Source organism: Tunturiibacter gelidiferens (assembly GCF_013410115.1).
GTDB classification, from domain to species: Bacteria; Acidobacteriota; Terriglobia; order Terriglobales; family Acidobacteriaceae; genus Edaphobacter; species Edaphobacter gelidiferens.
Map to the genome: position 1 here is coordinate 1,437,059 of NZ_JACCCV010000002.1, position 12,913 is coordinate 1,449,971.

Here is a 12,913-nt window from a genome sequence, read left to right on the forward strand (position 1 = left end):
CTATCTCTCATCTGCGAGCATCTGCTCGCGGTAATAACTGCGTTGAACCTAAAATCCAAAAATGACGCTGCTGGAGAAGCGAATTACCAGCGGTAGTGTGCGAAAGCCTTATTGGCTTCGGCCATACGGTGAACGTCTTCCTTCTTCTTCATTGCGGCGCCACGGCCGTTAGCCGCATCGAGCAGCTCAGCAGTGAGCTTCTCAACCATGCCCTTCTCGCCACGTGCGCGGCCGTAGGTCACAAGCCAGCGAATCGCGAGCGACGTACGGCGCTCCGGCAGAACTTCGATCGGCACCTGGTAGTTCGCACCACCAACACGGCGGCTCTTAACCTCGAGAAGCGGCTTGCAGTTCTCGATCGCCTTCTTGAACAGCTTGAGGGCTTCGTCGCCACCCTTCTGCTCAAGGTTGGTCATGGCGGTGTAGAAGATGCCCTGCGCGGTCGACTTCTTACCACCCCACATCATCGAGTTGACAAACTTCGTGACCAGGGTCGAGTTATAAACAGGGTCTGCAGCAACTTCACGCTTAGCGATGTAACCTTTTCTCGGCATTGCACTCTTCTCGTCTTCCTTCAGGACCGTTGAACTCTCAAGCCCTGAACCTGATTTATGCAGCCAGCCAAATCCATCCAGCCAACTGGGGTTGATCTAAAAACTCCAAAACTGCTTCAAGCCGGAAACTACTTTGCAGCAGCAGCCTTCGGACGCTTCGCGCCATACTTCGAGCGGCTCTGCTTCCGGTTGGCAACGCCGACAGAGTCGAGCGTGCCGCGAACGACGTGATAACGAACGCCCGGCAGATCCTTCACACGGCCGCCGCGGATCAGCACAATTGAGTGCTCCTGCAGGTTGTGGCCGATACCCGGGATATAGGTCGTAACCTCAATACCGTTGGTGAGGCGAACACGCGCAACCTTGCGGAGAGCCGAATTCGGCTTCTTGGGGGTCTGAGTGTAGACGCGGGTGCAGACGCCACGGCGCTGGGGCGAACCCTGAAGCGCAGGGCTGGCGGTCTTATAACGAGTGGGCGTGCGGCCCTGCTTGACGAGCTGATGGAACGTAGGCACTAGAACTCCTTGTTAATGCGCGCGAAACATTACAACCAAACTTATGTGAGACGCGCAGGTAGTATTGAGCTTCGCCTTTTGCAGTACATACGCCGTACACGCAAAAAAGTGAGAACGCTGAAGCGTCTCTGACGAAGATCTTCCCTGCTGCGTCTGTAAACCGGTACAACAAACCAGACGTAAACAGTCGACGGTGGCCGAGCGTCTTTCCCTCAATTTCAAGGATGAGCCGACTCCGTTTCGCTGTCCCGGCCCGCATAGCCCATCCAGGGTGGAGGGTGTCGCAGGCACGATTGCGATAGGCCGCAGACGAACGACATTCAGATCCAATGAATCTAGCGAAACACAGATCGGGAATGTCCTGCGGTGAATCTCTTGTATCCAGTATAACGCAATCGTTCTCAACCCGTTTTGCGACAGGAGGCGAACCTAAGATCACGTGGGTTTTTCTCCACCCATCCGTGCGTCGAGCTTCCCCTACGACACGGTCCGGATACTCGCGGAACCTTCTTACAATAGCAATTCGACCGCAAAACGTCAAACTTTTCGTCGATTTTCCCATCAAAAATCGGAGATTGCACAAGCCGGGATGCAGTCGCCGCCTCTATGACAAAGAGGCCACCCCCTCCATGCTAGGCTTTTCGCATGGCTTTGGTAGATCTTCGCAGGTGCTCGCTCTCTTTTGGTTTCATCGCCTTTACCGTTCTATCGACATTTGGAACCACCATCGCAGCGAGAGCAGAGGCCGACAAGACCTCCTCAATCCCCAAAGATCCACGGATTGGTTCGCTCATTGAGACGCTTGGCCAGACTAAAAACCCCACCTCCGTAGCCATCTCGCCCGACGGAACCACCGTAGCCTGGTCGGTCCGGACCCACGAAGGCAGTCAGATTCATCTCTCAGACGTTGCGAATCCTGATGCCGCCAAGGAAAAGATCGTCACCACCGGCTCAGGAGCGACCAACTGCAGCAGCTCCGATCCGAAGTGGTCGCCTGACGGAGAAGCCCTCGCCTTCATCTCCGACTGCACCGCAAAGACTGACCAGCCGGGACAAGAACAGGTCTTTCTCTGGTCGAAAACCTCAGGCGAATCCAAGCAACTCACGCACCTCAAAGGCGGACTGGACTCCCTCGCCTGGTCACCAGACGGAAAGTCGATCGCTTTCCTCTTCGTCGAAAATGCCACACGCAGCGCAGGTGCTCTAGCCGCCATGAAGCCATGGTCGGGCGTCATCGGCGAAGATTCGTTGGAAATTCAAGGAGTGTACGGAGTCGACATCTCGGCCGGAAAAGGTGCATGGCTTATTCCGGCTACACCGGATCAACATACATATGAATTTGCCTGGTCACCCGATTCGAAGCAGATTGCTTTCGTTGCCGCGAGCGCACCTGGCGAAAACAACTGGTGGGTGGCAAAGCTCTTCGCAACAAAGGTGGATCAGATCCTTCATGGAGAAACTGCGGGCTCAAAAAGCGCAAATGCCTGCGTTTATATTGAAAACCGGTGTTATTACCAAGCGCGGATGGTCCTTGATCCAAGGAGTGTCTCAGGCCCTCTCCACAACCTACAGATCGCCGTCCCCCGCTGGTCCCCAAACGGCACACAGATCGCCTTCATCGGCGGCATCATGAGCGACCAGGGATCCACCGGCGGCGATCTCTACCTGATCCCCTCCGCCGGAGGCGAACCGAAGGACCTCACCCCAGGCCGCGCCGCATCCATCGCCTACTTCGGCTGGGCTGGCCCCGAACTCATCGCCCTCGCCGAACACGTAGGCGGCAACAGCCACCTCACCGCCCTCGATCTCGCCAACGGCAGAGACATCCCGCAGGCCAGCGTCACCTTCCCAGAAACCATCGGTGCCGGCGGCCTGGCAATGAGCGTCTCCCTCTCCCACGAGCACACCATCGCGCTGATTCGCAGCTCCTTCGACCGCGCCCCCGAGGTATGGGCCGGTTCCCTCCACGACCTCAAGCAGATCACCCACCTTAATGACGGCCTCAAGCCCTCATGGGGCAAGACTGAGAACATCGAATGGACCAATGACGGCTTTAAGGTCCAGGGATGGCTCCTCTACCCCGCCAACTATGACCCCACAAAAAAATATCCCCTCCTGGTCAGCGTCCACGGCGGCCCCTCCGCCGCCGTCACCCCACGCTGGCCCGGCGTCGGTTACGGCGGTGTTCCATTTTCCGCACTCGGATACTTCGTCTTCATGCCCAACCCGCGCGGCAGCTACGGACAAGGCGAGAAGTTCACCCAGGCCAACATCAAGGACTTCGGCTACGGCGATCTCCACGACATCCTCGCCGGCATGGACGTCCTCGAAAAACGGTTCCCCATCGACAAGAACCGTGAAGGCCTCACCGGCTGGAGCTACGGCGGCTTCATGACTATGTTCGGAGTCACCCAGACAACGCGCTTCAAGGCCGCGGTCGCCGGAGCAGGCATCAGCGACTGGAAGAGCTACTACGGCGAAAACTCCATCGACCAGTGGATGGTGCCATTCTTCGGCAAGACCGTCTACGACGATGCCGACGTCTACGCCAAGAGCTCCGCAATTGAATACATCAAGAAAGTAAAGACTCCAACCCTGGTCGTCGTCGGCGATCGCGACGGCGAGTGCCCCGCTCCGCAGAGCTTTGAGTTCTGGCATGCTCTCCGCGCCGAAGGCGTAAAGACGCAGTTGGTGATATACCCGAACGAGGGGCATGCGTTCCACGACCCCGCGCATCGCAGAGATGTTCTCGAGCGGGCTCTCAACTGGTTCGAGACAGAGATGCCCGCGAAATAGAGATAAGCCTTCAGGTCTCGCCCCGTCGGCGATTTTTCACGAAAGGGAGCGATCTTCTCACGATGCGAATGATTGGTTGGATCGTCCAACCAACGTTCGAACACTAATATGCCCGGAAGATTTGCTTCCGGTCTGTGCAGCTTTTACACTATGGGTTCAGCTATTCAGCGGTTGCGGTGTGACCGTTCAGCTTGAGTTCTGGTTGGACGGGGAGGTTCAATGCGTCGGTTTGCCACGTTAGTCTTTCTTCTGCTTTTCACGATTCCTTTCGGTGTCTCTATCTCGGGTTGTTCCAAGAAAACAGCCACAGTCTTCTGCAACGGCGGAGACACCGGACCTGCCGTAGGTCAGGTGTCGAACATCGCGCTACAACCCAAGATCTTCGGCGTATCGCTGAACTTTGCTCAGATTGGGCAGGTCACCACACCGACCGCCATCGACTGCAAGGGCACAGCCGTGACCGTGTCCAGCTACACCTATGCCACCTTCCTGCCCAATGGCCAGCCGGACATGACCATCGCCGATGTCCAGCCGACAACCGGTCGCCTCTGCGCAGGCACCTGGAACAGGAACACCGGCGGCGGCATCGCCGACTTCACCACCTGCAACCCCACCAACAAATCCGGCACAGTCTACGTCGTAGCAAACGGTGGCGGCGTCAGCAGCAACCCACTTCCGATCTTCGTCCATCCCGTCGTTACCAACGTGACCCTCGGGGCGCTATCGACCGACTGCGTCAACGATCCGGCAACCAATTGCAGCCCCGCGGCCTTCGTTACCCAGACCACGACCTGCGCGCAAACCACCAATGGCAATGGGTGCTGCACCGTCCCGGTCACACCCACAGTGAACGCAGTCGCCGCAACAGGTTGTGTCTCTCAGTCCGTGACCAGCCAGCTAGCAGCCAGAGTATTGGCCGGAAACGGCGCGAATATCAGCTGCCAGGTCGGTCATCTCTCATACGCCCCGCAGATTGCTTCCATCGTGACCATCGACCAGAACGGTGTCGCCACCGCGCAGCAGCCAGGATCGACCGTCATCACCGCAAACATCTCAAACGCCGGAAGCTCTGCTGGCTTCTTCTCCACCTGCCCGCCAGTGTCGATCAACCTCACCGCCACCAACGGCACAAGCAACTCAACCAGCGTGACCGTAAATCCCAACAATGTTCAACCAATCAACTACGTGGCAGTGGATAAGAACCAGACAGTCCTCACCGGGTTGACTCTCAACTTCGAATCTACAACTCCGACCACCATACCCGCCGCTTCAGCGGCCTCGGTCACCCCGATCTTTCCCGGCGCCGCTGCCATCACCGCGGTCTGCCAACCACCCACCTGCAACCCGTCCCCGTTCAACCAGATTGGCCTCTTCGGCAACGGAAAAGCAATCACCTCGAATCCTGTGCTCGTTACAGCCCCCGGCACCAATAGCACCAATCTGTATATCGCGAGCACAAACTCGTTCTATCTCGTGCCCGTGGACTTCACTCAGACTCAGCTAGGCAGCCCGGTTCGCCTGCCCTATCAGCCCAACTCCATGGTCATCAGCAACGACGGATCCACCATCTACATGGGAAGCTCCTTTGAGCTCATGACCTTCAGCGCGACGTCGAACAGCATCAGCGCCCAGGACACGACCGTACCCGGCATCGTGCTCGCAGTCTCGCCCGATGGCACAACGCTGGTCCTCACCGATCCAATCCGCCAGTTTGTCTACCTCTACAGCACCAAGGGCAGCATTCTGACGCAGTACGGCGGCGTTGGCACCCACGCCGTCTTCTCGCCAGACAGTACGACCGTCTACATCACTCTCGGCGATTACAACTCTTCGACCGGCGTCACGACTCCGAACAATACATTGCTGGTTCACTCCGCCTTCACAGGCTGGTATCCGACAACGTCGTCTCAACCGACCACTGACGTGGCCATCGGTGTGCCAAGTGTTGGAGCCTTCTTTGGCGGCAATCCGACCACAGCCCGCTCCTATTGCCCCGTGACCACCACAGTAGGTCTCCCCCCGACAACCTCCTCGACCACGACCAACCTCTTTTATCCGGATGCCGGAGTGCTCGGGCCGCAGACCGATCGAATTGCCACCACCAACGACGGCCTCCACGTTTTGGGAGCAACCGTCACCCCAACACCGACCTTGACTGATCTCGCAATCGGAACCCCAGCCAGCGGTAGTACTGCCGCTGCACCAGGCCTTCCCGTTGGCCAATGCCCGGCCGCCGATACCCCCGCGCAGAAGTTCCCCACCACCACCGCATTCACAGGTGCGCTCCCCGGTGTAACGGCCTCAGCAATCACCGGCGTCTTCCCAACCTCGGACTCGAAGATCGCCTTCGTGACCTATCAGGGCAGCGGAGCGGTTGTGCCGACCTACACGCCACAAGCCACCGGTGCCGGAACTCTGGGCAGCATCCCCCTGTCGACTGCGCTGGGAACCCCCGTCGCACCGGTCGCCGGCGTGGTGAGTGCAGACAACCTGACCTTCTTCGTAGGCACCTCGGGAGACAACGCCGTCCACCTCATCACCAAACAAACCGACGGCACCTACAAGGACACAACAACCCCTATCGCGCCGAAACTACCCGACGTGAACGGGAACATCGTCGCTCCTAATCTGCTGGTACAGAAGCCACGTAAGGCCACATCCTAGAATCGGTCCTGCCGGACGAGCGCCCTGCGCGGACAGCGGTCACTTCGTGACTTGTGAAAGCTTCGCGAGGTGCTCCCGCTGGTCGCAGGCTAAATTCCGTGCCGACCAGCGGGAGGATCTAAAGATTAGTCGAGCCAAGACCGGTATACACGTCACGAAGTGACCGCCCCGCGCGCAGCGGGCCCGTCCGGCAGGACAACCGCCCTACGCCAACCGCTTCTTCAGCAGATCCCGCGCAATCGCATCCAGAACGCCATTAAGAAAGTGAATCGACTCCGGCGCAGCATATCGCCGTCCAATCTCCAGCGTCTCGTTGATGATGATCGCAGCAGGTGTATTCGGAAAGCCCAGCATCTCCGCCACCGAAGCCCGCAGCAGATTTCGATCTACCACCGGCATCCGCTCCAGCCGCCAGTTCTGCGCATGCTCTTCAATCAGCTTGTCGATCTCTTCATCGCGAGTCGTCGCAATGCGATAAAGATCCTCGGCAAACCCACGCGTCTCGGCATCGACATCTTCGACCGAAGCCCAAAAAAGCCTCTGAACCTCCGCAGGCGACTGCTTGCCCAGGTCTCCCTGAAACAGCATCTGCATCGTGAGTTCGCGCGACTTGCGGCGAGTCCCCATTATTTTTTCACCTGGCTGTTCTGCGCCGCGAGCTTGCGCTGAATCGACACCATCTCAATCGCCGCGCTGGCCGCCTCGAAGCCTTTATTCCCCGCCTTCAGCCCCGCCCGGTCGAGCGCCTGCTCCAGCGTCTCGCAGGTCAGCACTCCAAACGCATGCGGAATACCGGTCTCCTGCTGCGACTGCCCGATCCCCCGCGCCACCTCGTTGTAGATCGCCTCGTAGTGCGCCGTCTCCCCACGCAGCAGGCACCCCAGCGTGATGATCGCATCGAACCTCTTCGACTCCGCCAGCGTGCGCGCAGCCGACGGAACCTCCCACGCCCCGGGAACACGGACAATCTCAATATCCTTCCGTGCAGCGCCGCTACGATGCAGCGCATCGAGAGAGCCCTGTAGCAGCCGGTCGGTGATCACCGTATTCCAGCGCGTCGTCACCACGGCAAACCGCATATTCGCAGCGCTCAGGTCACCCTCAACAGCCTCAGGCTGGCCATGGAGCGGATTCTCCGACTGCCAGAACCCAATCCGCAGCTCGGTAGTAATCTGCACCGTAAACAGCCTGCTGTTCCAGTGAGTCAGCTCAGCGGCAGAGAGAATGTCCGGAATCTCTTCCGTGCGGTAACTCGCAAGCAACCACTTTTCCACCAACGCACGAATGTGATCCAGCTGCGTGACCTCGATCAGCACGGTTGGAACCGCCGGTTCCCTGCCCGTAACAAACTCGAGATTGCCAATCGGCGCAAGAAACGCCGCACCCCGGCCCTGCGCATCCTGCCATCCCTTGCCCTGTTCGAAGCCAAGGGCAGAAAAGAGGCTCGAAATACGGTCAAACTCAGCCCCCGATGCAATCGCGCTGACGTGCGTAATTCCCTTAATCATAGATTCGATTGTATCGTCTGGAGTGCGACGCCACATCGCCCGCAAGAGGAGAGGTCTGTGAACTACGAGACGTTGCTGTGCGAGATAAAGGATCAGGTGGCACGCGTCACGCTGAACCGCCCCCAGGTGCTCCACGCCCTCAACACCCAGGTCTTCAACGAACTGGAGGCCGTTTTTTCAACACTCGCCGCAGACCCCGCCGTCCGGGTCATCCTCCTCACCGGTGCAGGCGAAAAGGCCTTCGCGGCCGGCGCAGATATCAAAGAGCTCGCCGCCACCGACGCAGGAGAGACCAAGGCCCGCCGCGGCCAGGGCGTCTTCCGTCTCATCGAGACCTGCGGCAAGCCCGTCATCGCCTGCATCAACGGATTCGCCCTCGGCGGCGGCTGCGAGCTGGCCATGGCCTGCACCATACGCCTCGCCAGCGAGACCGCGCGCCTCGGCCAGCCCGAAGTCAAGCTCGGCCTCATCCCTGGCTACGGCGGAACCCAGCGGCTCCCACGCCTCGTCGGCCAGCCCATGGCGCTCAAACTCCTGCTCACCGGCGAGATGATCAACGCCGCCGAGGCCCTGCGAATCGGCCTGGTAGACGAGGTCCTGCCCGCAGACAAGTTGATGGAGCGCTCCGAAGCTCTCGCCCGCACCATCGTCGCCATGGCCCCCCTGGCCGTCGCCGCATGCCTCGAAGCAGTCCGCGATGGCAGCGAGATCAGCCTCGAAGAAGCCATCGACATGGAAGCAAAGATCTTCGGCCGCCTCTGTGGAACCGCCGACAAAGAGGAGGGCACAAAGGCCTTTCTGGAAAAACGTCCCGCAGTATGGACCGGACGATAACCACTCGTCTTCATCGAAAATTGCCGGAAACTTTGGCCTTTTGATCGATGCCATCGCTTGATATGCTGATATTCGTGCCCTCGATATTCCGACATTCGCTGTCCCGACACTCGCCGCCCGAGAACTATTCGCTGCTGCGAGACACGCTCCTTCCCGCTGCTCTTCTGCTTCCTCTCGCCCTCGCCGGCTGTTCAAAGCCTGCCATCCCCAACGTGGCCGAGCAGAACGCCCTCGCCGCCGAACACCAGCAGGAGACCAACCTCGCGCGCCAGCAGATGGAGCTAATCCCGCCCCCTTCGAAGACCCGCTACATGGCCGTCAAGAGCCTCAATCTCTGGGAAAATCCCTACCTCACCGTGCAGGGCGCCATGGCAACACTGCACGTGGTCGTCGCCGACGGCAACACCAGCGGTCTCGGCGTAGGCGGAATGCTACGGCCCATCGGCGCCCGCCGCCGCGACCTGAACGTGCGCGTCATCGACCTGCCCACCGCGCTCAACGCCATCCCGGAAAACTCCTGGCCCTATGGTCGCGTCGTCGCCGTCGAAGAAGCCCATCAGGTCCCCGCCAGCGCGCGCCCCGAGGTTCGCCGCAACTTGGAGGCCGTCATCAAAACCCTCAACGACCTCGGCGTAGTCGTCTACGAGTGGGGCGACAACGGACGAAGCTAACTCAGCAAACATCCCTCTTCCTGCACCGTTGCGCTAACCTGTGAGTGCGGCAAATCTCTAGAGCTGGGTGAACGATTGCAACTGCATACGACCGCACTGGTAGTCTTCTGCTTTTTCTTTTTGCTCGTAACGCTCGCCGGATTCTGGGCCGCACGGTGGCGAAGACCGAAGGCAGGAATGGGCTCGCTCGAAGAGTGGGGCCTCGCAGGCCGCAGCTTCGGCACCTGGATCACCTGGTTCCTCATCGGCGGCGACCTCTACACCGCCTACACCGTCATCGCGGTCCCGGCAGCACTCTACGGTGCAGGCGCCATGGGATTCTTCGCAGTCCCCTACGCCGTCATCGCCTACCCGTACATGATGCTCGTCCTGCCACGCCTCTGGACAGTATGCCACCGCCACGGTTACATAACCTTCGCCGACTTTGTCAGTGGCCGCTACGGAAACCGCTGGCTGACCATCGCCATCGCTCTCACAGGCATCCTCGCTCTCATGCCGTACATCGCCCTCCAACTGGTCGGCATCCGCGTCGTCATCGGAGCCATGGGCATCCACGGTGAGTGGCCCCTCGCAGCCGCCTTCGTCATCCTCGCCGCCTACACTTACTCCAGTGGTCTGCGCGCTCCGGCCGTCATCGCCATCGTAAAAGACGTCATGCTCTATGTCATGGTGCTTGCCGCCCTGATCTATATCCCCCACAAACTCGGCGGTTACGCACGAGTCTTCGAACTCGCAAATCAACAGCTGGCACACCACATGCCAACAGCGACAATCTCCCTGAGACAAGGCCAGTTCCTCGGCTACTCCACCCTCGCCATCGGCTCTGCCATAGCGCTCATGCTCTACCCGCACACAGCCACCGCAGTCCTCAGCGCGCAGAGCGCCAACGTAGTGCGCCGCAACGCCGCCATGCTCCCCGCCTACAGCTTCCTCCTTGGCCTCATCGCCCTGCTCGGCTATCTCGCACTAGCCGCCGGAGTCGTCACCAAAGATCCAAATCAAGCCGTACCTCTTCTGTTCCTCAAGATGTTTCCCGAGTGGTTCGCCGGCTTCTGCCTCGCCGCCGTCGCCATCGGAGCACTCGTCCCCGCAGCGATCATGTCCATCGCCGCCTCCAATCTCTTCACCCGCAATCTGTACGGAGCGCTGGTGCGACGAAAGATGCTCCCCGAAGAAGAGTCCCGCATGGCCAAGATCGTCTCGCTCGTCGTAAAGTTCGGCGCACTGCTCTTTGTCCTCAAGCTCCCCGCTCCCTACGCCATCGAGATGCAGTTACTCGGCGGAATCTGGATGGGTCAGCTCTTCCCATCGGTCGTTCTAGGTGTCTTCACCCGCTGGTTCAATCCCTGGGCTCTCCTCATCGGCTGGGCGGCAGGCATGTTCAGCGGCACGGCCATGGCGGTAGCGTTAGGACTGAAAAGTTCGGTCTACCCGCTGCACCTCTTCGGCAGCACGTACCCCATGTACGCAGCCGTGCCCGCCCTACTGCTGAATCTAGCCGTCTCCACGTTGCTGACTGTAATTTTCCGCGCAATGAAGCTGAACTCCGGAACCGATGTCACCGACGCTGCAGCCTATGTAGGCTAGTCCTGCCGGACGGGCGCCCTGCGCGGGCAGCGGTCACTTCGTGACTTGTGAAAGCTTCGCGAGGTGCTCCCGTTGGTCGCAAGCTAAATTCCGTGCCGACCAACGGGAGGCCCTAAAAGTTAGCCCAGCCAAGACCGGTACACAAGTCACGAAGTGACCGCCCCACGCGTAGTGGGCCGTCCGGCAGGACAAGCGCACTTACTCCCACTCAATCGTCCCCGGCGGCTTCGACGTAATGTCATACACCACCCGATTGATCCCTCTTACCTCGCTCACAATCCTGCTCGAGATCGTCCTTAGCACCTCATACGGCAGCGGAGCCCAATCCGCCGTCATCCCATCCTCGCTCTCCACCGCCCTCACCGCGCAGGTATTCGCATACGTCCGCTGATCCCCCATCACCCCGACGCTCTTGACGGGAAGCAGAACCGCAAAGCTCTGCCAAACCTTCCGATACAGTCCAGCCTTCTTGATCTCATCCACCACAATCTGATCGGCCTCCTGCAGAATAGCCACGCGCTCCGCCGTCACCTCGCCAAGAATCCTCACCGCAAGCCCCGGCCCCGGAAACGGCTGCCGTTCAATGATGTCCTCAGGCATACCCAGGTCCCGCCCAATCCGCCGCACCTCATCTTTGAACAGATCGCGCAGCGGCTCAATCAGCTTCAGCTTCATATCCGCCGGCAGGCCTCCAACATTGTGGTGACTCTTGATCGTATGACTCGGCCCATGCACGCTGCTCGACTCAATCACATCCGGATACAGCGTGCCCTGCACCAACCACGCGATCTCCTCTCCCGCACTCGGCTGACTGTCCTTCTGCGCCTCGAAGATCTTCTTCGCCTCATCATCGAACACGGCAATAAACTCGTTCCCAATCACCTTTCGCTTCTTCTCCGGATCCGTTACTCCAGCAAGCTTCTCCAGAAAGCGCTGTGAAGAATCCACCGCGACCACATTCAGCCCCAACTGCTCGCGCATCGTCGTCTGCACCTTCAGAAACTCATCCTTCCGCAGCACTCCGTTGTTCACAAAAATACAGGTCAGCCGGTCCCCAATCGCCCGCGCCACCAGCACCGCAGCCACGCTCGAATCCACACCTCCGCTCAACCCGCATATCGCGTGTCCTGTCCCAACCTGCGCCCGCACCCTCTCCACCGTCGACTGAATAAAATGTTCCGGCGTCCAGTCCTGCTCTGCCCCGCAGATATCCAGGCAGAAATTCTTCAGCAGCTCCATCCCCTGCCGTGTGTGCGCAACCTCAGGATGAAACTGCACCGCCCAGATTCCCCTCGACTCATCTGCAATCCCCGCCACCGCATTCGCGGTCTTCGCCGTCAGCTGAAACCCCAGCGGCAACTCTTCCGCCTCGTCCCCATGCGACATCCAGACATCCATCGTCCCCGGCAACCCGCGAAACAGCGGCGTTTCAGCCACCACCGTCACCTCGGCATGCCCGTACTCACGCGCCGCGGCCCCCACCACCCTCCCTCCCAGATGATGAACGATGAACTGCAGCCCATAGCAGATCCCCAGCACCGGCACACCCATCGCCAGTACACCCTCATCAGCATTAGGCGCGTCCGCGTCATAGACAGAGCACGGCCCTCCCGAAAGAATCACACCCTTCGGGTTCAGCGCCTTCACCTGTTCAAGCGGGGCCGTACAAGGCAATACGACAGAAAATACATTGAATTCACGTATACGCCGCGCAATCAGCTGCGTATACTGCGACCCAAAATCCAGAATAACGATCGTTGAGGTATCCACCTACCCAGTGTAAA

Annotated in this window: 10 protein-coding genes; 5 read left to right on the forward strand and 5 right to left on the reverse strand. The window is 59.6% G+C overall.

What is annotated here, in order from left to right; all coding sequences use genetic code 11:
- Window positions 1-83 precede the first annotated feature (83 nt).
- Both rpsG and rpsL read right to left on the reverse strand, forming a co-directional pair.
- Complete coding sequence (gene rpsG / locus HDF12_RS18150) at window positions 84-554, reverse strand: 30S ribosomal protein S7 (RefSeq protein WP_158943903.1); 471 nt, start codon at window positions 552-554, stop codon at window positions 84-86.
- Between the two features lie 128 nt (window positions 555-682).
- Window positions 683-1,069, reverse strand: coding sequence for a 30S ribosomal protein S12 (rpsL, locus tag HDF12_RS18155; protein ID WP_123489299.1), 387 nt, complete (start codon window positions 1,067-1,069; stop codon window positions 683-685).
- A 645-nt stretch (window positions 1,070-1,714) separates the two neighbouring features.
- Between rpsL and HDF12_RS18160 the strand changes: the two genes are divergently transcribed.
- Window positions 1,715-3,865, forward strand: coding sequence for a S9 family peptidase (locus HDF12_RS18160; RefSeq protein WP_179585648.1), 2,151 nt, complete (start codon window positions 1,715-1,717; stop codon window positions 3,863-3,865).
- Window positions 3,866-4,084: 219 nt separating this feature from the next.
- The gene (locus tag HDF12_RS18165) at window positions 4,085-6,529 is read left to right on the forward strand and encodes a hypothetical protein (protein WP_179585650.1); all 2,445 of its coding nucleotides are present in this window, start codon (window positions 4,085-4,087) and stop codon (window positions 6,527-6,529) included.
- 204 nt (window positions 6,530-6,733) lie between these two features.
- Here HDF12_RS18165 and nusB read toward each other — a convergent pair whose 3' ends face one another.
- Entirely contained in the window at window positions 6,734-7,156 is a 423-nt protein-coding gene (nusB, locus tag HDF12_RS18170; RefSeq protein WP_179585652.1) for a transcription antitermination factor NusB, read from the reverse strand.
- Window positions 7,156-8,037 carry a 6,7-dimethyl-8-ribityllumazine synthase gene (gene ribH / locus HDF12_RS22475; RefSeq protein WP_179585654.1) on the reverse strand — a complete coding sequence of 294 codons (882 nt, stop codon included), beginning with the start codon at window positions 8,035-8,037 and terminating at the stop codon, window positions 7,156-7,158. Before ribH ends, nusB begins: the two co-directional genes overlap by 1 nt.
- A 57-nt stretch (window positions 8,038-8,094) precedes the next feature.
- Here ribH and HDF12_RS18180 point away from each other — a divergent pair, with 57 nt between their 5' ends.
- The 3 genes from HDF12_RS18180 (at window position 8,095) to mctP (ending at window position 11,129) form a co-directional block, all read left to right on the forward strand.
- The gene (locus HDF12_RS18180) at window positions 8,095-8,871 is read left to right on the forward strand and encodes an enoyl-CoA hydratase/isomerase family protein (protein WP_179585656.1); all 777 of its coding nucleotides are present in this window, start codon (window positions 8,095-8,097) and stop codon (window positions 8,869-8,871) included.
- Between the two features lie 74 nt (window positions 8,872-8,945).
- Window positions 8,946-9,542, forward strand: coding sequence for a hypothetical protein (locus HDF12_RS18185; protein WP_353072314.1), 597 nt, complete (start codon window positions 8,946-8,948; stop codon window positions 9,540-9,542).
- Between the two features lie 75 nt (window positions 9,543-9,617).
- Complete coding sequence (gene mctP / locus HDF12_RS18190; RefSeq protein WP_373563957.1) at window positions 9,618-11,129, forward strand: monocarboxylate uptake permease MctP; 1,512 nt, start codon at window positions 9,618-9,620, stop codon at window positions 11,127-11,129.
- 198 nt (window positions 11,130-11,327) lie between these two features.
- Here the strand turns inward: mctP and guaA are convergent, their stop codons facing one another.
- Entirely contained in the window at window positions 11,328-12,899 is a 1,572-nt protein-coding gene (gene guaA, locus HDF12_RS18195) for a glutamine-hydrolyzing GMP synthase (RefSeq protein ID WP_179585658.1), read from the reverse strand.
- Window positions 12,900-12,913: the final 14 nt, after the last annotated feature.